Below are 18,045 nucleotides of genomic sequence, written 5' to 3' on the forward strand. Positions count from 1 at the left end.
AACCGTAACATGACGGCACATGATCCCAGCATGACCCGGGGGGGCATAATGCGTTGGCTCGGCTTTGGCGGAGTCAAACCGGCAGAACTTGGCGTGGACGCATCGCCTGTGCTCCAGCCTGACGAAGTGCCCGTCACGCGGATCGGCAATGGAACAGGCCCGGGAAACAGCGATCGCCAACGGCTGGAAACCCTTGCCGACATCTCCGAATTCCTGATGATGCACGATCTTCCCGTCTGTCCCTTCACCCTTGAAGTCGCGCATGACATCGTCACCGGCACGAAGCCGAGGCTCGCCGCGATCGCGGCCGCTCGCGAGACGGATGGCCTGCCTTTGACACTGGGCTGGCTGGAAGAGATCATGCACGAGGAAGCCACGGATGGTGGTGCCGCGCAAATCCACTCGCTGATCGTGCGTCTCGAAAAGACGATCGAGGAATTCGCGAACACGGCTTGCGTCGCGCGCACGGCCACCACCGACTACAACTCTGCACTCGAGGCGCATGTGGGTGATCTGGAAACGATCGATACCAGCGGCAATGTAATCGAGCAGATCACGACGCTTGCGCATCACATGCTCGACCGCACGCGCGAAGTGGCTCGCGAACTCAGCCGTTCGGAACGCGAGACCCGCACCCTACAGCAGCAGCTCGCCGATGCCCGCGCCGAAGCCGAGATCGACCATCTGACCGGCCTCCCCAACCGTCGGGCCTTCGAGACACGATACAGTCAGGAGTACGCCGCAACACGCGACAGTGGCGAACCGCTGTGCGTCGCTTTCTGCGACATCGACGAGTTCAAACGCATCAACGACAAGCATGGACACGAAGCGGGCGATCGCGTGTTGCGCACGGTGGCACAATCGCTGGCAACGATGTCGAACGACAAGTGCCATGTCGCCCGTCACGGCGGAGAGGAATTCGTCGTCGTGCTGCGCGACAAGATGATCGAGGATGCCTGGGCCCTGATCGACGAAGCCCGCGAGGCGATCGCTGCCCGCAGGCTCATCAACCGGTCGACCGATGTACCGTTTGGTCAGATCACGCTGTCCGCAGGCGTCGCCGACGTCCATGCCTTCCCGGACGCCCGCGAAGCCCTGCGCGCCGCGGACAATGCCCTGCTCCAGGCAAAGGAAGCAGGCCGCAACATCGTGCTCAAGGCCAATTCGCCGGGCAAATCCGGGCAGGATTGATCCATCGCGATGTGGTCCCTACTCTCCCCGCGACGACCGGGAGAGAGTCATGACCGTTTCACTGGACAGTGCTTTCGTTGCCACCTGCCTGCAAGCGCTGGAAAGCCTTTCAGGCCTTGTCACGTGCGCCGAAGCGCATTGCACAGAGAACAACCTGCCTGCAGAATCGCTTACCGAAGCGCGGCTGGCGCCCGACATGTGGCCGTTTGCCAAGCAGATCTTCGAAGCGGGACATCATTCGGCCCGCGCAGTGTCGGGGGTGCGCGCCGGTGTGTTCGGCCCCGAACTGGCCCCGGCACCCACCGATTTTGCCGCCCTGCATGCAGAACTCGCTGAATCGATCACAGCACTACGTTCCATCACGCCAGGAGAACTCGACGCAATCGCCCGGAACGATACGCGTTTCGAGTTTGGTTCGATGCGGATGGATTTCACCGTCGAAGATTTCCTGCTGAGTTTTTCCCTTCCCAACTTTTTCTTCCACACAACCACAGCTTACGCGATCTTGCGCAATCTAGGCCTCGAGATCGGCAAGCGGGACTTTCTGGGCAAGGTTCGCTTGAAGGGGTGAAACATCACTCCGAAGCGCAGGTTCAGTATCGATATCTTGTGAGAGAATTGACGAATTCGATCTTGCCAAGGGCGATACGGTGCCGTGCGAAGTCGCCGGGCATCTGGCGGCACATCCCGCGCGAGGAGAACGCGCCCCCTGCGCCGCGCCTCGCCACCAATAGCTAGCTATTAACGGTCGATACCGAACGCACCACAGGTGCGGCCTGCGCTGAGAGCATGGCATCCACGTTGTTGAGCACCTGCGCCAGCGAACCGTTGAGCACACCACCCTGCTGCGCGCGCCATTCGGCAATGTCCGCATCAATCGCGATACCGGCGAAGGCCGGAGCGCCGGGAACCTGCCGCGTCACGCTGGTATCGAGCGTTTCCTCCGAAACCGGCAGGTGCTCGAGCACGCCCGCTTCACTCACACCGGCAAAGTGCGCGCCGATCACGCTGACGTGATAGACCGGGCGGCCGTCCTTCATCTCGATGCGCTGGATCTTGACCAGCGAGCCCGCATCCTGCGCGCGAGTAGCATACTGCCAGACCTGTCCTTCGGCATAGTCCTGCGGCCGCGCTTCGGCAGCAGCCGGAAAAGCGGCGAGGAACAGCGGCGAGAGCATGAGGAGTCGCTTAATCATTCGGCAACCATGATCGGCGGCAGTCCCGCGGTCAATCAGGCGCGCAAACCGATCCCGCATCCGTTCTCGAAACGAGACAGGCGTGCGGCCAATCGTGAACAACCTGCAGCAGGCGAACGGCAGCTAGATGAGAAACACCACGTAGCCTTTGAACCGGCTGTCCTGCTCCAGCCCCGCGGGAGCGGACCATTCGCCGCCTTCGACCAGGGCGATGCGGTAGGGCATGCCCAGCCGCTGCAGCGAGCGCAGATAGCTTTCATAGCCGGGGACGGTGCGGCGTCCCTGATAGGTCTGGACCACGATCTCATCCACCACCCCGGCGAGCGCGGCGAGGCCCTGTGCGTCGCCGCCCGCGCTCCAGTCCATCAGCCCGGTGATCGATAGCTGCCATTTGGCGGGCAGCCGCGCGCGCAGGCCGCGCAGGAAGCGGGCATAGCCCGCCAGCCCATGGGTAGCGGCGTCGAAATCGATCTGCAGCCCGGCCAGCCGGTTGCCCGCGGCCTCCCATTGAGCCAGCTGACGCAGGATCGCGGCATGGACGCCCTCTTCCCAGTCGAGCCGCTCGACGCGCGCCACGAACCAGATTTCCGGGCCGGCGACATGCGGCAGGGCGCGCAGCGGCACGAAGCGCCCGGCATCGGCGCGGCGCACTTCGCCCGCCAGCAGATAGACCGTCCGCGCCTTATCCAGCCAGGGCGGTGCCCGCACGCCCGCCCAGAGGAAGAATGCGTCATGGTCGCGCGCATTCACGACAGCCGGGCCCCTCCGGCATCCGCCCAGCGCCAGCGCGCCGCCCGCCGCTCCGGCGAGCAAGGCGCGGCGGCTTACCAGTAGTATTTGAGCGTGACGGCCCACGGGCTCTTCGGGTAATCGCGCTTGAGGCGCTGGTACCATGCCTTGCGCTGCGAAAGCGGCACGTCCTCGCGGCTGCAGGAATTGACGCCGCTCGGCGCGTAGCACATCACCGCGCGGTAGAGCGCATAGGCCGTATCCTCCGCCGAAGCGCCCGGCGCCGCCAGCACGCCCGAATAGAGGTCGGCCCGGTTGACAGGCTTGCCGGGGAACAGGTCGGGCGTACCGCCCAGTTGGTCTGCAGCGGGCTTGCCGCTGTCCGCAAGGTAATCGTCGAAGCCGTTGAGACGGTAGAATTCGGCCAGGCACAGCCGCGCCTTCACGTCCGCAGGCCTTGCCGCCAGCGTCGCCGCCGTATGCGCCAGCGCCTGACAGGGATAGCCTGCCTGCCACCGTCCCTTGGTGAACAGGGCCAGCGGGACGTTGTGATCGACGTCGTCGTTCCACCCGGCGATCCAGCCGTCCGTCCGGGCATTGGCCGGAACCAGCGCCATATCCTTGCCGAAGGCCTGATAGCGGCCGCGCGACAGCTCCTTGTAGAGCAGCATGAACAGCGCCGCCTCGCGCTCCAGCGCGGACGCACCGCCGCGCACCTGCTGGCGCAGCAGATCGGGCCCGGCTACCTGTTCGAGCAGCCGCGTGCGGATGTCCGGATCGGTCACCGGGCTGCCCGCCGCAAAGACCTCTGCCAGCTCGCCGTGGCGCTCGCGGTTCATCGCCAGCGCCAGTTCGACGGCGGGGTGCTGGTAGAGATCGTGGGCACCGCCCGAAAGCTCGCGCCAGAAGCCCGCAGCGTTGCGGTCGCCCAGCGCCTCCAGCGCAAGGCCGCGCAGCATCTGGCGGCTGAAGGCCAGCGACGTGTAGCTGGTGCGGCGAGCATCGTCCGGGATCAGGGTAAGGACCCGGCGGTAATCCTTGGCGGCGTAGAAGGCGTGGCTGGCCTGCAGGAAGGTGTAGAGGCCTGGGTCTTTCGCAAAGACCGGTGCCTGCGCCGCCAGTTCCTCCGTCGTCAGCGGCTTGGGCCGGTATTCTGCCAGTTCCGGATCGCCCTGCCGCATCCGCAGCAAGTCCCAGGTGGCCAGCAGCAGCGGCGCGTCGGCGTTCTCCGCAAGCCCGGCACCGAAGAAGAGCTTGTTGTCCACTTCCTCCATGAGGCCTGGCGTCGCAGCGTCGAGCTGCGGCTGCCTGGCCAGCAGCCCCGAATAGGCCTGCGTGAGCGGCAGCGCCTCGCCCATCAGCCATGCGGCGCGTCGCTTCAGTCCTTGTGCCGAGGCCGCGTAGCGTCCCTGGGGATAGGCCGAGAGGTAGTCCGCCAGCGCCGTCTGCCCGCGCTGCGCTGCGGCCTTGTCCGCCATCTTGTTGTCGTAAAAGCCCCACTTGTCGAAGGCCCCGGCCTGCGCGGCCGCCAGTTCGGTGCGCGCGGTCATGTAGCGGGCGGTTTCGGCCAGCCAGGGGTCCTTCGCCTTGGCCAGAGCGGCGAAGCGGTCACCCGCCGTGGCAAAGTCCTCTGCATAGAAGGCGCGCGCGCCTTGCAGGTAGGCGAGGAAGGCGAGACCAGTCCGGCTCGTCACCTGCGCGGGCCATTCGGCCGCATTCCTGTCGCCATCGCAGGCGGCCTTGACCAGATCGCGCGCATCGGAAAGCGCTTCGCGTTCACCGGACTTCAGGCCCTTGCCCGCAGCCAGCGCGGTGCGGAACGCCGCATCGCCGCTGCCCAGCGTCTGGCAGCGGGAGCCGGAATAGGTCTCGTCCGAAGAGGCTTCATCCTGAGTCTCGGGGCGCGGCCAGAAGGTGGACTGCATCGTGTCCCAGCTCATGAAGACATGCCCGAAGCCCCGGCTGGCCCAGTCGTCCGTCGGGTAGGAGAGCTTGCCCGGAGCAGACAGCCCCGCCCGCTCGCGCAGCAGCCATGCAAGATTGATCCGGGTGTCGTTGCGCGGGCCGATGATCGCGCTGCCCGCGCATTCGTAATCGGACAGGCCCAGCCGCCAGCTCGGATAGCAGCCGAAATCGCCGCTGGCGCCCGCCAGTTGCGGCCATGCCGCCAGCGCCAGGAGCGCGCCGGCTGCCAGTATCCTTCGCTTCATTGCCCACCTCGTTGCTGCCCGGCCGTTGTCCCGTTGCGCAGGGCAAATTGCAAGGGCATGACGGCGGAAAACAGGCGGCTAGGCGATGACGATCACCTTGCCGTCCTCAGCCGTCTCATAGCTGGCGCGGTCCGGATGCCCGAGCATGTCGTCACTCATATGCGTCAGCACCAGCAGCCGGGGACGCAATTCATCCAGATGCGCCTCAACCGTGTTCAGGCTGAGGTGAGTGGCGACCGGCCTGTCGCGGAAATAGGCTTCCGCGATGAACAGGTCCGCATCGCGCGCGGCGGGGATCAGGTCCGGCGTCCATTCGGTGTCGCCGGTGTAGGCGACCGAGCGCCCCTCGGCCTCGATCCGCACGGCCAGATAAGGGCCGCCGGGCGGGCCATGCAGCGCCTGGAATGCGTGCACCGTCACCTCGGCCACCTCCGCGGATGCCCCGGCCGCGACTTCGACGAGATGCAGATCGAATTTCCGCGCGGCATGGGCAGAGCCGGGAAAGGCGGTTTCCATCACCCGCTCGTACCAGTCCTCGAGCCCCACCGGCCCGACGATCGTCAGCGGCTCGCGGCGCTTGCTGAAGAACTGCGCGTCCAGCATGAAGAAGGGAATGCCGCCGAAATGATCGGCGTGGAAATGCGTGACCACGATCAGGCCGATCGCGTTGCGGTCGATCCCCAGCTTCTTCATCGCCACCAGCGACGAGGCGCCGCAATCGATCAGCAAGTTGGTCCGCTCGCCGGTAAGATGGAAGCAGGTGTTGAAGCGCCCGCCCGACCCGAAGGCATCGCCGCATCCCACGAACTGCAAACTGAGCGCCACGCGCATTCCTCCCCCCGGTTATGGCGGGAAGGGATACTGCATTGCGCGGCGCCTGCACAGGCAGCGCCGCTGTACAAACGAAAAGGGGCCGCGCCTTGGCGCAGCCCCTCTCCTGTTTCGCGTTATGCGAAGGCTCAGTCGTCCTTGAGGAACGCCGGCATGTGGTCCGGATTGCCACCTTCGCTGCGCTCGCCGCGATCTCGACGCGGACCACGGTCACGGCCGCCACCACGCGGGCCACGGCGATCACCGCCGCGGTCGCCGCCACGGCCGCCTTCACGGTCGCCGCGCGGTTCGCGCGGAGCCTTGGGCGGACGGGTGTCTTCCAGCTCTTCTCCGGTTTCCTGGTCGACCACGCGCATCGACAGGCGGACCTTGCCGCGGTTGTCGATCTCGAGGACCTTGACCTTCACTTCCTGGCCTTCCGACACGACGTCGGTCGGCTTCTCGACGCGCTCGTTCTTCATTTCGGAGACGTGGACGAGACCGTCCTTGCCGCCCATGAAGTTCACGAAGGCACCGAAGTCGACGATGTTGACGACCTTGCCGTTGTAGATCTTGCCGACTTCCGGTTCCTCGACGATGCCGAGGATCCAGGCCTTGGCGGCCTCGATCTGCGACAGGTCGGAAGACGAGATCTTGATCACGCCTTCATCGTCGATGTCGACCTTGGCGCCGGTCTCGGCGACGATCTCGCGGATCACCTTGCCGCCGGTGCCGATGACGTCGCGGATCTTCGACTTGTCGATCTGGATCGTCTCGATGCGCGGTGCGTGGGCCGAAAGCTCGGTGCGGGCCGAGCCAAGGGCCTTCTGCATTTCACCCAGGATGTGCGCGCGGCCGGCCTTCGCCTGCTCCAGCGCCTTGCCCATGATTTCCTTGGTGATGCCGGCGATCTTGATGTCCATCTGCATCGTGGTGATGCCGTTCTCGGTGCCGGCCACCTTGAAGTCCATGTCGCCGAGGTGATCCTCGTCGCCCAGGATGTCCGAAAGGACGGCGAACTCGTCGCCTTCGAGGATCAGGCCCATGGCGATGCCCGAAACCGGACGCTCGAGCGGAACGCCCGCGTCCATCATCGAGAGGCAGCCGCCGCAGATCGTCGCCATCGACGACGAACCGTTCGACTCGGTCACGTCCGAAAGAATGCGGATCGTGTAGGGGAAGTCTTCCTTCTTCGGCAGCACCGGGTGCAGCGCGCGCCATGCCAGCTTGCCGTGGCCGACTTCGCGGCGGCCCGGGGCGCCGAAGCGGCCCACTTCGCCGACCGAGTAGGGCGGGAAGTTGTAGTGCAGCATGAACGACGAGTACGACAGGCCGTCGAGGCCGTCGATCATCTGCTCGGCGTCCTTGGTGCCCAGAGTGGTGGTGCAGATGGTCTGCGTCTCACCGCGGGTGAACAGCGCCGAACCGTGGGTGCGGGGCAGGAAGCCAACCATCGATTCGATCGGGCGGACCTGATCGAGCTTGCGGCCGTCGATGCGGGTGCCGTCCTTGAGAATGGCACCGCGAACGATGTCCGCCTCGACCTTCTTCATGGTCTTGATGGCGACCATCTGGGTCTGCGGCGTCTCGTCCGCAAACGCTTCCTTGGCCTTGGCGCGGGCAGCGTTGAGCGCGTTCGAGCGGGCCGACTTGTCGGTCAGCTTGTAAGCGGCGGCAACGTCCTTGCCGACAACGTCCTTGAGCTTCTTCTTGATGTCGGCGGTGTTGTCCGACAGGTCGATTTCCCAAGGATCCTTGGCGGCCTTCTCGGCGAGGTCGATGATGAGGTTCACGACCTTGCGGCATTCGTCATGCGCGAACATGACGGCGCCGAGCATCTCTTCCTCGGTCAGTTCCTTGGCTTCCGATTCCACCATCATCACGGCATCGCCGGTAGCGGCCACGACGAGGTCGAGGCGGCCGTCGGCAAGGGCTGCTTCCTGCTTCGGATTCAGCGTGTATTCGCCGTCGGCGAAGCCGACGCGGCACGCGCCGATCGGGCCCATGAAGGGCACGCCCGAGATGGTAAGCGCGGCCGAAGCGGCGATCATCGCGACGACATCGGGTTCGGTCTCGCCGTCATAGGACATGACCTGCGCGATGCAGTTGATCTCGTTGTAGAAGCCTTCCGGGAACAGCGGTCGCACCGGACGGTCGATCAGGCGGCTGGTCAGCGTTTCCTTTTCGGTCGCACCACGCTCGCGCTTGAAGAAGCCACCGGGGATACGACCGGCGGACGAGAATTTTTCCTGATAGTGGACGGTCAGCGGGAAGAAGTCCTGGCCTTCCTTCACCGACTTGGCGGCCGTGACGGCGCACAGCACGACAGTTTCGCCATAAGTGGCGAGGACCGCGCCGTCAGCCTGACGGGCAATGCGGCCGGTTTCCAGAGTGAGGGTCTTTCCGCCCCACTCCATCGATACGGTTTTTACGTCGAACATAGAGAGTTTCCTCAACCCGCGGGCCCTATTGCTCGCGCGGGGTTTACTGCCGGGGATACCGTCCCGGTCCGGTGCGGGGCCTGTCACGGCCCCCAGGCCCCCCGCCGGATTGCGAGGATACCCAGATAGGTTGGCCCGGATACAAGAAGCGGCCCGCTAGGGGCCGCCTCCAGGTCAGTCTTACTTACGCAGACCGAGCTTTTGGATCAGGGCGTTGTACCGCGCGACATCCTTCTTCTTGAGGTAGTCGAGCAGCGAGCGGCGCTTGTTGACCATGGCCAGCAGACCGCGACGCGAATGGTTGTCCTTGTGGTGCTTCTTGAAGTGTTCGGTCAGCGTGACAATGCGGCTGGTCAGGATGGCGACCTGCACTTCCGGCGAACCCGTGTCGCCAGCGGCGCGGGCGTTGTCAGCGATGATTTCCTGCTTCTTTTCTGCGGTAACCGACATTCATTCTACTCCGCGACATCGGAAAGGTTGAACCCCCTGACGACGCGGGCTTCTCCGCCCGAAAGCTCCATCAGCGCGACCGGAACCCGTCCTTCACGCACCCAATGCAGCCCGTCTTCCTGGGGCAGCCCGGTCAGAACGCGGCCCTGTCGGACCGCCCTTGCCTGCTCCGGACCGAGGTCGATGGCCGGGATGTCGTCCAGCCCCGCCTCCAGTGGCAAGAGTATCTGTTCAAGAGGCGCGCCCTTACCCGTTTCGTTCAATTTGTCCAGCGAAATCGCATGAGACAGGCCGAACGGACCGGCTTTCACGCGGCGCAGCATCGTCACCGTGCCGCACGAACCCAGGGCCTGCGCGATGTCGCGCGCCAGGGAGCGGATATAGGTGCCCTTGGAGACGTTGGCGAGTAGGGTCGCCCCTTCCTTTTCGTCAAAGCGTTCGAGCGACAGGGCGAATACCGTCACCTGACGCGCCTTGAGCTGCACATCCTCGCCCGCACGGGCCAGATCGTAGGCTCGCTGCCCATCGACCTTGAGCGCGGAGTAGGCAGGCGGCACCTGCTCGATCGGCCCGGTAAAGCGCGGCAGTACCGCTTCCACCTGCTCGCGCGTGGGCCGCACCTTGCTGGTGGCGATCACCGCGCCTTCGAGATCGAGCGTATCGGTCTCCTCGCCGAAGCGGACGGAGAACTCATAGATCTTGCTGGCATCGAGCATCCGCCCGGTCAGCTTGGTCGCCTCGCCCAGCGCGATCGGCAGGATGCCCGTGGCCAGCGGATCAAGCGTGCCGCCATGGCCGACCTTCACCCCGCCCTTCAGCTTCATGTTGAAGCCCGCCTCGCGCAGGTTGCGCTTCACAGCGGCCACCGCCTGCGTCGAGCCGAGGCCGACAGGCTTGTCGAGAATGATCCAGCCGTGCGGCGCGGGAGGCGGGGTAAGCGTCATCGCGCCCCCATGTGCGCCGCACCGGCTTTGGTCAACGGCGCGCGCGGCCTACTTGTCCGTCTTCGCCTTCTTCACCGGCGGGCCATCGACTTTCACGAAGGACGTCAGCGGATAGCGCTGCCCGTGAATATAGACCGCGCTCCACCGGTCGAGCGTGCCATTGGGACGCGTATCGAGACCGATGAAGTTCACGAAGGGCAGATCGGGCGCAAATCCCATCAGCTCGGCCTTGTACCAGTTCCGGTGGTTATCCTCGAAATAGACGGTCCGGTTGCCTTCCGCGCGCCAGTTCCAAACCCCGCCATGATTGGCGAAGGGGATCGAGGCATCCGCCTGTGACGGGGCGGCTTCGGTTTCCGGTGCCGCCGGTTCGGCAAGAGCCGGGAAAGGCACGGCGGCCAGAAGGGCTATCGGAAGGAAAAGGGAAAGAGGCTTCATCGTCGGCTCCAATGCTGTTCCCCCACCCGCCCGAAATCGTCATCCACCGTCATTCACGCAAGGCGGCGGGACAAAGTGATACAATCCTGAAGACGGCGTGACCGGCCGGGAACCGCAGCGATCACATCCCGGCGACGATCCGCACCAACTGGTCGTAGAAGTTCATCAGATAGGTCACGGGCGGCAGCACGAAGCGCTCGATGATACCCCATCCGGGAAACAGCCGCGGAATCACGAGCAGCACCACCAGAACCAGCACCATGCCGTAGGGCCGCAGCTTCGCATAGGTGCGTGCCGCCGCGCGCGGCAGCAGCCCCTCGACGATGTGCGAACCATCGAACGGCGGGATCGGCAGCAGGTTGAAGAACGCCAGAAAGAGGTTGATCGCGATGAAATTGACGAGGTTCTGCGCCAGGAACACGATCCCGGACGACTCGCTGCCTCCTGCAAAACGGACAAGCAGCCCCAGCAGGACCGCGCCGATCGCCGCCAGCACGAGGTTCATCGCCGGCCCCGCAGCAGCAACGGCCATCATGCCGCGCCGCGGATCGCGCAGGCGCCACTTGTTGACCGGCACCGGCTTGGCGAAACCGAACGCGGTGTGCGTAGTCAGCCACAGCAGGCCGGGCAGAATCAGCGTGCCAAACGGATCGACATGGCGCAGCGGATTGAGGCTGAGACGCCGTTGATCGCGCGCAGTCGTATCGCCGAGCATCAGCGCCACCCAGCCGTGCGCCACTTCGTGGAACACGATCGCGATGATGAGGGGAAGGATGATCGCTGCGATCTGCAGCAGGGTATCGTTCATGCGCCCCATCTAGGCATGGCACCCGCGTGCCGCAATGGGGAGCCATTCCGGTCAGACCGGATAGCCGAGGTCATCCAGCGGCAGATCCCGCAGAGCCATCAGGCGCCGGTTGCTTTGCGGATAGTGCTCAGCGATGCGCCGTTGCAGCGGCTGGGAAAGACGTGCGGGCCTGCGGTTGATCACCGGTACGCGGCCGATCAGCCACTTGGCGCCGTGGCGCAGGACCTGTCCGCCCGGAAGGTCCACGATGCGGTCCTTGTTCACCACCGACTGGCGCGTAAACAGGTTCACCGCGCGCATCGCAGTCAGCCCGGCCGCGCCCAGCGAGCGGTTCGCGCGCGATCCTTCGGGTGGCAGGTCCTCCAGCGAGAGACCAAGATCGTCTTCCATGCGCGCGATCAGTGAAGCTCGGTCCTGCAACCATTCGTAGGGGTAGACGTGCACCCGGTCCGCCCCGAACAGCGCATCGTAGTGCGCAACCAGCCGGTCATATTCGAAGTGCTCGAATTCGAACACAGGGGCTTTCCAGGGACGGGTCAGTGCCCCGCGCACGTAACGCGCAGTCTCGAAATAGCGCTTCGCCCCCCAGGTTCCGCCACCCGAGACATATTGCGCATAGCTGGCCCGGCAGATGTCGAACTGGTTGCGGATGAAGATGACAATCCGCGCTTCCGGAAAGACGGCCTTGATCCGCCGCGCCATTTCCGGTGCCAGGAAGCCGTGCAGTCCGCCGTTGTGGATGTAGCCGGAAAGGTTCTCCTCGCTGAGCAGCACTGGCCGGTTGCGCCCATTCAGAGACAGGACCTGACGCGCCGCGTCCGGACAAAAATGCATGCCTGATGGCGCGATGAACGCGTCCTGCACCGTCTTGCGGGGCACGTAGTCATGGCTCGTGGCACGCGGAAAGACCTGCTTCTGCAGCCATGTGGTAGCCGTCTTGTGGTAGCCCAGATGGACAATCGTGTTTTGCATGCGACCCGCTCCGCACCCGTTCGCCGTTGCGGCGACTTTCGCCCTGGTACGTTGCAATAAAATTTCGGGATGTTTCTATAACATTCCGACGCGCATCGCAAAGCGTGCTGGCTTGCCCGGGGAACGGCTCCCCGCACGAAACGCCGCTCAGCGGCCCATCGCCTCGCTGAAATGGCGGCGACACAGTGCAACGTAGCGGTCGTTCCCGCCGATTTCGGTCTGCACCCCTTCATTTACCGCCATGCCTTCCGCATCGACGCGAAGGTTCATCGAAGCCTTTCGCCCGCAATGGCAGACAGCCTTGAGCTCCACCAGGGTGTCGGCAATTCCGAGCAGGGCAGCGGAGCCGGAAAACAGCTCTCCGCGAAAGTCAGTGCGCAGGCCATAGCACAGCACCGGGACTCCCACCCGATCCGCGACATCCGCGCACTGCCAGACTTGTGCCGCCGTCAGGAACTGCGCCTCGTCCACCAGCACGCAGGACAGTGCCCCCTCCTCATGGACCGCCTCCACCTTGGCCAGAATGTCTGTATCCGCCGCAAACCGGTGAGCCCCGGCATGCAGGCCGATGCGGCTTTCAATCGCATGGTTGTCACCGCGTTCGCCGCTGCGATCGTCGATCTCGGCGGTCCACAGCATCGTACGCATGCCGCGTTCGAGATAGTTGAAGTTCGCCTGCAGCAGCGTGGTGGACTTGCCCGCGTTCATGCTGGCATAGTAAAAATAGAGCTTGGCCATCGTAGCTGGGGATAACATCTCCCTCTTCAGCTTGCACGGGATTGCCCACGCTTCTCCCCGCATGAATGAAATTAACCATATGTCCTGTAGAGAAACACGCATCAGTGCGCGGGGGGTCAGGAATGAAGAGAATTTTGGCCATGGTTGCGGTGTTCGGCATCGCTGCCGTAGCGGCCGCTTACATCGCCTCTTCGCCGCATAGTATCACCGGCGGCCCGTTCGCCACGCTCGATGCCGCAGCGGCCAGTCTCGTCGCGATCGCAGGGCGAAGCGGAGCCGTGCTGGGTCTTCTGACATTGGGGGGCGTTCTTTCTCTTCTGGCGTTCATGGCCTTGGGTGACGGGACGGCATCGCAGCCCACCACCAAGGCATCCAGGCCAGGCAAGCGCAGGCAAGATCAGGCAGACGCAGCGCCGGGGCCGGTCTGGACGCCCGAACCCCTTTCATCAGAAGAACGGATTGCCAGCCTGCGCCGCCGCACCGCAAGCGAAACCGGCCGGGCGCCGCCCGCGCCTACAAATGGCCCGCCTCCGCGCCCCGTCATCCTCGTGCGCAAACCGCGTGACCGTGCGCGCGACTGGTTCGACGACAGGAGCTGGCTGGGCGGACTGCCCAGGCTGGGCCAGGCCGAATGGCCCCGTGACGCCAGCGGTACTCCACTCCCGTTTGCAGCCCAGATCGATCTGGCAGAGCTGGCCAACGCCTGTCCCGAAAACCCCCTGCCCCGCACAGGATCGCTGGCGTTCTTTCTGGGCACCGGCACCGTCCTTCACCTGCCTGACGGCGAGCAGAGCTTCGCCGAAGTGCCCGACGACCTGCCCGCCGCTTTCGATGAAGGCGGATACCCCTTCCCTGCGAAGCCCACGCGCCTCAGCCGCCCGTTCTTTCCGTTCTGGCCGGTCGAACCCGTAGCGCTGGACCTGCCCGCCGCGCTTCGCGACCATCACAATCCTGCACTCGGAAAGGCAATTGAAGACGCCGCGGCCAGCCTGCTGGCACAATATGCCACCCCGCGCAGCACCGCGTTCTCCGCCGAGGATGGCGGACCGGCGGATCCCGCGCTGTGGTGGCACGGGATCAATCACCTCGCCGATCAGCTCCATTCCGCACTGGACGGCGCCGGCCGGCTCGTCATGCTCCGGCGCGACAGCCTGCAGCAGGCTGAAGCCGCCCTGGCATCGATTGAAGCCAATGGCGATCCGGATGGCCACCGCATCGATGCCGCGCGCGAAGAGGTGGCCCGCAGGCAGGCAGCGCTCGCCGCGATGGAAGCCCAGCGCGACGGTCTGCCAGACATGATCGCCGCCATCGACCAGTTCGTGACCGGCCGCGACACCTGGCAGCAACTCGACGACGAGGAATATGCCGTGATCGCGGATTTCCTCGCCGAACTCCATGCCAGCTACGGTGACGTCACCCAGCACCACGCCCCGCATTCAGCTGGCGAACTGGCCACGCTGTCGCTGCGGACAATGATCACCGACACTTCCGAGGCCCTGGACGCGATGCCCGAGGAGCAACTCGAGCGCATCAACCACGCGTACCGCCTGCCGGTGATGGTCCAGCACCAGATGTTCGGCCTGCCCGGCGGCAAGGCCACCAGCCACGGCGAGCACGGTGGCGACATCCTGCTGCTGCAGCTCGCCTATGACGACATGATGGAATGGCGCTGGAGTGACGTCGGCCTGTTCCAGTTCTGGATCAGCCCGGAAGCCCTGACGGTGGGACGGTGGGATGCGGTTCAGCTGACTTTCGGCAGCGCCTAGCCAGCTTCGGCAAGCAGCACTTCCGCCAGCGCTTCGGGCCGGGTGTTCATCACCTGATGGCCAGCATCTATGCCGGGCATACGGCCTGCATGAACGCGCTGCGCAAAGCGCTCCTGCCATTCGAGCGGCAGGATGGCGTCCTGCCCGCACAACACATAGGAAACTGGCACATCGGCCAGATGGTCGTAGTGCCAGTCGGTTGCAGTGTAGCTGCTTGCCGGCCACTGGTCGAAACCGAGCTTGTCGAGGAACATTTCCGCCTCGTCCGCTTCCATGTCGTTGCAGAACATGATGCGGTAGCGCTCACGCATCGGCAGTGTGTCGTCGGCGAAAGCCGCGCTCGCTTGCGTGTGCCCGGCCTCGCGCATGCGCTTGCCGGTCATCTCGACGACGGTAAGGCCGGGATCCGGCGCGATACACGAGACGAAGACAAGCTTGCGGATCAGATCCGGACGCAGCGCCCGCATCGAAGGGAGGAACGTGCCCGCCTGCGAATGGCCGACCAGCACCGCGTCCGCGAAACCCGCAGCTTCGATATCGGCGAGCAGTTCGCGGTTGATGTCCTCGAATGTCAGCGCTGCCGTGTCGCGGCTGCGCTTGGCACCGCATCCCGGGCCGTCCAGCGCAAGGCATCGCACCGCACCGCATCGCCTGCCTGCCGCCCGATCGCCGCGATCGTCTCGTCCCAGACCCAGCTGCCCTGGCCGCCGCCGTGCAGGAATACGAACGAAACCGCCATGCCACTCTCCCTCCGCTGCTTATCCGCGTTCATTGACAGGGAGAGTTTTGCGGAGCAGCCTTGCCAAGACAACCGCAATCCGAAGGAGGGCCCATGCGCCGCAGAACGGGAATCGCCTCCGCGATCCTGTCGATCGTCCTGCTTGCTGCCGCGCCGCCCACCCAACGGCATTACCGGATCGATCCCGAGGCCAGCGGTGTGAACGCGAGAGTCGCGTTTTTCGGCCTGGCGAGCAAGACGGCGCAGTTTCCCGCGGTCATGGGCAGGCTATCCCTTCCCGACGCCGCCGCCTCCAGGCCAACGAGCGCCATCGCGCTCGACGTGACACTGGATGCGCGGATGTTGCAAGCAGGTGATGCGGTCACGCTGAAACGGCTCAAGGGCAAAGACTTCTTCGATGTCGAACACTATCCGAATGTGAAGTTTTCCGGCGAGATGCTGCGCATGACCGCGGCGCGGACGGCGGAGATCGACGGCGAACTGACCGTGCGTGGCGTGACCCGTCCGGAAACGCTGCACGTCACCTTCGGCGAGCCTCCGGCCGAGAACCTGGGCGCCCGGCCGATTCTGCTGACCGGCACGATGCGCATCGACCGGCGCGCCTATGGCATGACCGCATGGTCACTCATCGTCGGCCGGAAAGTCGACATCACCATCCGGACGCGGATGGTTCCGTCCTAGGGTCAGGACCCATTATTCACGCCATCGAGGTTTGAGGCAAAATGGCTCAGCGCAAGGAGAGAAGGCAAAGGAATATGTCGATATTTCAAGACTTCTCGACGCGGCGGTGGGCCATTTTGGTCAAAACCCTGCGGGACGCCCGGATGGCTTCCATCTCGAACCAAATCGCCCTGGGAAAGGCAACCAGCCTTCCCGGCGGACAATTTGGCCCGATATGTTCGCCATTCGGGCGCCTCGATGGCGTGAATAATGGGTCCTGACCCTAGGGCTCAATCGCCCTGATCGAGATCGCGCTTCACTCGCGGATCGTTGAGCAACGCATCGATGCGGCTTGCCTCGTCAAAGGTCTCATCGGCGCGGAAGCGGATCTTCGCCGCGTACTTGAGCTTGAGGCGCTGGGCCACCTCGCGCTGGAAGAATGCCGTGTTGGTGCGCAGCGCCTTGAGCACATCTTCCTCGTCCACGCCGAGCAACGGTTTCACGTAGACCGTCGCCTGCCTGAGGTCGGGCGTCATGCGCACTTCTGTGACCGAGACCGAATGCGCGCTCAGCGTGTCGTCGTGCACCTCCTGCCGCGTGAGGAGTTCACTGATCACGTGCCGCACCTGTTCGCCCACCTTGAGCAGGCGGACGGAGTGCTGTTCGGGAGTATGTTGCTGGCGTGCCATCGTCTGCGTCCATGTGGGGGAGCCGAGACAATTTGCAACAATTGATTACGCCACCAAAGCCCCTGCCGCGGGTTAATGACGCGAAACCTGCTCATAACCCCCGCAAGGAGCTGATTGATGAAGACTCTTACCGCCACCCTGCTCGCTGCCGCGCTGGCCCTGCCGGGCCTCTCTGCGCCTGCCATGGCGCAGCAACCGAAACCGCAGCAGCATGAGCAACAGAAGCCGCAGGCACAGAGCCAGAAGAAGGCTACGGCCAAGCCGGCCCAGAAGCAGACCTACAAGACATTCCGCAAAGGCGAGAAATTCGAGCAGCGTTATGCCAGGAACTATCAGGTGATTGATTATCGCAAGTACAAGAAGCTTCCCGCACCCAAGCGCGGCTATCGCTATGTCCGTGCGGGCAGCGACGTGCTGCTGATCGGCACCACCACCTTCAAGATCTACGCGGTCTACAGCGGCCTCATCCGCTAAACCGCGATAATCGCAGGGCGTCGCGCGTGGCGGAGCGCGGCGCCCTTTTTCACGCCTGCGGCCCGCTCACATCTTCGTGAGAATGCGCGCCAGCGAGCGCACGTTGCGCGCCGTTCCCCGGCAGCCCAGACGCCGCTCGATGAAGGCGGCGGTCAGTCTGCTGTCCCCCACGCCGTTCACGTAGTCGATATAGAGGCAGCGCGGCCCCATCGCGACCCGTTCCGGCCCGCGCGTCGCGTAATCGCGCATCATTACCTCGAATCGGTCGGGCGCGGGATCGGCGGCGAGAAAGTGCGTGTGGACGAACTTGTCGTCGCTGCCGCCGACGAAGGGATTGTCCTCCACCGCCGCGCGCACTTCCTCCTTTGTGCGCACCGCCACGAAGCTGTCGATGTCAAAGCGGTCCAGCATCATGTGCGCGAACAGCTCCTCCAGCCCCCCGGTCGGCCGTTCATCGAAATCGAACAGCACATTGCCGCTGGCGACGACCGTCTCGACGTTCTCGAACTCCTCGCGCTCGAAGGCATAGCGCAGATCGGCCATCGTCAGCCGGTTGCCGCCGACGTTGATCGATCCGAACAGGGCGAGATAGCGGGTCATAAGTGCATTCCGATTGCAGGCAAGAAAGCGATTCCAGCAAGCACGAGGCTCAGGAACACGCCACAGCCGACCATTTCGAACACCCCATCCAAAAGGCAGCCTAAGGCTTTCTGCTCTTCATCGTCTTTCGGCTTTTCGGGATCATGCTCCATGCAACGACAGTTGCTCACGATCCCAAAGCCGTCAACGC

Annotated in this window: 21 protein-coding genes; 5 read left to right on the forward strand and 16 right to left on the reverse strand. The window is 64.5% G+C overall.

Annotated features, from left to right (window positions below; translation table 11 throughout):
- Positions 1-93: 93 nt before the first annotated feature.
- Both MTR64_RS05920 and MTR64_RS05925 read left to right on the forward strand, forming a co-directional pair.
- On the forward strand, positions 94-1,191 hold the full coding sequence (locus MTR64_RS05920; protein WP_243991818.1) for a GGDEF domain-containing protein: 1,098 nt from the start codon (positions 94-96) through the stop codon (positions 1,189-1,191).
- A 49-nt stretch (positions 1,192-1,240) separates the two neighbouring features.
- A complete protein-coding gene (locus MTR64_RS05925) occupies positions 1,241-1,762 on the forward strand; it encodes a DUF1993 domain-containing protein (protein WP_243991820.1) in 522 nt (173 codons plus the stop codon).
- A 163-nt stretch (positions 1,763-1,925) separates the two neighbouring features.
- On the opposite strand, the gene MTR64_RS05930 is transcribed toward MTR64_RS05925, so the two are convergent.
- The 11 genes from MTR64_RS05930 to MTR64_RS05980 form a co-directional block, all read right to left on the reverse strand.
- Positions 1,926-2,387, reverse strand: coding sequence for a hypothetical protein (locus MTR64_RS05930; RefSeq protein ID WP_243991821.1), 462 nt, complete (start codon positions 2,385-2,387; stop codon positions 1,926-1,928).
- A gap of 123 nt (positions 2,388-2,510) precedes the next feature.
- Positions 2,511-3,242 (reverse strand): DUF3142 domain-containing protein, encoded by a 732-nt coding sequence (locus tag MTR64_RS05935; RefSeq protein ID WP_243991823.1) that lies wholly within the window; start codon positions 3,240-3,242, stop codon positions 2,511-2,513.
- Positions 3,212-5,326 carry a hypothetical protein gene (locus MTR64_RS05940; RefSeq protein WP_243991825.1) on the reverse strand — a complete coding sequence of 705 codons (2,115 nt, stop codon included), beginning with the start codon at positions 5,324-5,326 and terminating at the stop codon, positions 3,212-3,214. The genes MTR64_RS05935 and MTR64_RS05940 overlap by 31 nt, the downstream gene beginning before the upstream one ends.
- A gap of 78 nt (positions 5,327-5,404) precedes the next feature.
- Positions 5,405-6,151, reverse strand: a complete 747-nt coding sequence (locus tag MTR64_RS05945; RefSeq protein WP_243991827.1) for an MBL fold metallo-hydrolase — start codon at positions 6,149-6,151, stop codon at positions 5,405-5,407.
- A gap of 134 nt (positions 6,152-6,285) precedes the next feature.
- A complete protein-coding gene (pnp, locus tag MTR64_RS05950) occupies positions 6,286-8,577 on the reverse strand; it encodes a polyribonucleotide nucleotidyltransferase (RefSeq protein WP_243991830.1) in 2,292 nt (763 codons plus the stop codon).
- Positions 8,578-8,757: 180 nt separating this feature from the next.
- A complete protein-coding gene (gene rpsO / locus MTR64_RS05955) occupies positions 8,758-9,027 on the reverse strand; it encodes a 30S ribosomal protein S15 (RefSeq protein ID WP_067738955.1) in 270 nt (89 codons plus the stop codon).
- Between the two features lie 5 nt (positions 9,028-9,032).
- Positions 9,033-9,971 (reverse strand): tRNA pseudouridine(55) synthase TruB, encoded by a 939-nt coding sequence (truB, locus tag MTR64_RS05960; RefSeq protein ID WP_243991832.1) that lies wholly within the window; start codon positions 9,969-9,971, stop codon positions 9,033-9,035.
- A 48-nt stretch (positions 9,972-10,019) separates the two neighbouring features.
- Positions 10,020-10,409, reverse strand: a complete 390-nt coding sequence (locus MTR64_RS05965; protein ID WP_243991834.1) for a DUF6491 family protein — start codon at positions 10,407-10,409, stop codon at positions 10,020-10,022.
- 121 nt (positions 10,410-10,530) lie between these two features.
- Positions 10,531-11,217: a site-2 protease family protein gene (locus tag MTR64_RS05970; protein ID WP_243991836.1), complete on the reverse strand. Its 687-nt coding sequence runs from the start codon at positions 11,215-11,217 to the stop codon at positions 10,531-10,533.
- A 51-nt stretch (positions 11,218-11,268) separates the two neighbouring features.
- Positions 11,269-12,189 carry a sulfotransferase gene (locus MTR64_RS05975; RefSeq protein WP_243991839.1) on the reverse strand — a complete coding sequence of 307 codons (921 nt, stop codon included), beginning with the start codon at positions 12,187-12,189 and terminating at the stop codon, positions 11,269-11,271.
- A gap of 147 nt (positions 12,190-12,336) precedes the next feature.
- Complete coding sequence (locus MTR64_RS05980; protein WP_243991841.1) at positions 12,337-12,927, reverse strand: thymidine kinase; 591 nt, start codon at positions 12,925-12,927, stop codon at positions 12,337-12,339.
- 122 nt (positions 12,928-13,049) lie between these two features.
- Between MTR64_RS05980 and MTR64_RS05985 the strand changes: the two genes are divergently transcribed.
- On the forward strand, positions 13,050-14,693 hold the full coding sequence (locus tag MTR64_RS05985) for a DUF1963 domain-containing protein (RefSeq protein WP_243991843.1): 1,644 nt from the start codon (positions 13,050-13,052) through the stop codon (positions 14,691-14,693).
- Here the strand turns inward: MTR64_RS05985 and MTR64_RS05990 are convergent.
- Together MTR64_RS05990 and MTR64_RS05995 are read right to left on the reverse strand one after the other, a co-directional pair.
- Complete coding sequence (locus tag MTR64_RS05990; RefSeq protein ID WP_243991845.1) at positions 14,690-15,331, reverse strand: alpha/beta fold hydrolase; 642 nt, start codon at positions 15,329-15,331, stop codon at positions 14,690-14,692. The genes MTR64_RS05985 and MTR64_RS05990 overlap by 4 nt on opposite strands.
- Positions 15,265-15,432, reverse strand: coding sequence for a hypothetical protein (locus MTR64_RS05995; protein ID WP_243991847.1), 168 nt, complete (start codon positions 15,430-15,432; stop codon positions 15,265-15,267). Before MTR64_RS05995 ends, MTR64_RS05990 begins: the two co-directional genes overlap by 67 nt.
- 93 nt (positions 15,433-15,525) lie before the next feature.
- Between MTR64_RS05995 and MTR64_RS06000 the strand changes: the two genes are divergently transcribed.
- Entirely contained in the window at positions 15,526-16,113 is a 588-nt protein-coding gene (locus MTR64_RS06000) for a YceI family protein (protein WP_243991849.1), read from the forward strand.
- Between the two features lie 269 nt (positions 16,114-16,382).
- On the opposite strand, the gene rbfA is transcribed toward MTR64_RS06000, so the two are convergent.
- Positions 16,383-16,781: a 30S ribosome-binding factor RbfA gene (gene rbfA / locus MTR64_RS06005; protein ID WP_243991852.1), complete on the reverse strand. Its 399-nt coding sequence runs from the start codon at positions 16,779-16,781 to the stop codon at positions 16,383-16,385.
- A gap of 117 nt (positions 16,782-16,898) precedes the next feature.
- Here rbfA and MTR64_RS06010 point away from each other — a divergent pair, with 117 nt between their 5' ends.
- Complete coding sequence (locus MTR64_RS06010; protein ID WP_243991854.1) at positions 16,899-17,255, forward strand: RcnB family protein; 357 nt, start codon at positions 16,899-16,901, stop codon at positions 17,253-17,255.
- 66 nt (positions 17,256-17,321) lie between these two features.
- Here the strand turns inward: MTR64_RS06010 and MTR64_RS06015 are convergent, their stop codons facing one another.
- Positions 17,322-17,855, reverse strand: coding sequence for a DUF1697 domain-containing protein (locus MTR64_RS06015; protein WP_243991856.1), 534 nt, complete (start codon positions 17,853-17,855; stop codon positions 17,322-17,324).
- Positions 17,852-18,007 carry a hypothetical protein gene (locus tag MTR64_RS06020; protein WP_243991858.1) on the reverse strand — a complete coding sequence of 52 codons (156 nt, stop codon included), beginning with the start codon at positions 18,005-18,007 and terminating at the stop codon, positions 17,852-17,854. Before MTR64_RS06020 ends, MTR64_RS06015 begins: the two co-directional genes overlap by 4 nt.
- Positions 18,008-18,045: the final 38 nt, after the last annotated feature.

Origin of the sequence: Novosphingobium album (ex Hu et al. 2023) (genome assembly GCF_022832385.1) — a bacterium.
Taxonomy (GTDB): Bacteria; Pseudomonadota; Alphaproteobacteria; order Sphingomonadales; family Sphingomonadaceae; genus Novosphingobium; species Novosphingobium album.

Bases quoted from the DNA above. Each gene is read 5' to 3' on its own strand.
- MTR64_RS06010 (WP_243991854.1), top strand. From the start codon at position 16,899: ATGAAGACTCTTACCGCCACCCTGCTCGCTGCCGCGCTGGCCCTGCCG.
- MTR64_RS05980 (WP_243991841.1), bottom strand. From the start codon at position 12,927: ATGGCCAAGCTCTATTTTTACTATGCCAGCATGAACGCGGGCAAGTCC.
- MTR64_RS05970 (WP_243991836.1), bottom strand. From the start codon at position 11,217: ATGAACGATACCCTGCTGCAGATCGCAGCGATCATCCTTCCCCTCATC.
- rpsO (WP_067738955.1), bottom strand. From the start codon at position 9,027: ATGTCGGTTACCGCAGAAAAGAAGCAGGAAATCATCGCTGACAACGCC.
- MTR64_RS06020 (WP_243991858.1), bottom strand. From the start codon at position 18,007: ATGGAGCATGATCCCGAAAAGCCGAAAGACGATGAAGAGCAGAAAGCC.
- MTR64_RS06000 (WP_243991849.1), top strand. From the start codon at position 15,526: ATGCGCCGCAGAACGGGAATCGCCTCCGCGATCCTGTCGATCGTCCTG.
- MTR64_RS05930 (WP_243991821.1), bottom strand. From the start codon at position 2,387: ATGATTAAGCGACTCCTCATGCTCTCGCCGCTGTTCCTCGCCGCTTTT.
- rbfA (WP_243991852.1), bottom strand. From the start codon at position 16,781: ATGGCACGCCAGCAACATACTCCCGAACAGCACTCCGTCCGCCTGCTC.
- truB (WP_243991832.1), bottom strand. From the start codon at position 9,971: ATGACGCTTACCCCGCCTCCCGCGCCGCACGGCTGGATCATTCTCGAC.
- MTR64_RS05985 (WP_243991843.1), top strand. From the start codon at position 13,050: ATGAAGAGAATTTTGGCCATGGTTGCGGTGTTCGGCATCGCTGCCGTA.
- MTR64_RS05995 (WP_243991847.1), bottom strand. From the start codon at position 15,432: ATGGCGGTTTCGTTCGTATTCCTGCACGGCGGCGGCCAGGGCAGCTGG.
- MTR64_RS05965 (WP_243991834.1), bottom strand. From the start codon at position 10,409: ATGAAGCCTCTTTCCCTTTTCCTTCCGATAGCCCTTCTGGCCGCCGTG.
- MTR64_RS05940 (WP_243991825.1), bottom strand. From the start codon at position 5,326: ATGAAGCGAAGGATACTGGCAGCCGGCGCGCTCCTGGCGCTGGCGGCA.
- MTR64_RS06015 (WP_243991856.1), bottom strand. From the start codon at position 17,855: ATGACCCGCTATCTCGCCCTGTTCGGATCGATCAACGTCGGCGGCAAC.
- MTR64_RS05925 (WP_243991820.1), top strand. From the start codon at position 1,241: ATGACCGTTTCACTGGACAGTGCTTTCGTTGCCACCTGCCTGCAAGCG.
- pnp (WP_243991830.1), bottom strand. From the start codon at position 8,577: ATGTTCGACGTAAAAACCGTATCGATGGAGTGGGGCGGAAAGACCCTC.
- MTR64_RS05975 (WP_243991839.1), bottom strand. From the start codon at position 12,189: ATGCAAAACACGATTGTCCATCTGGGCTACCACAAGACGGCTACCACA.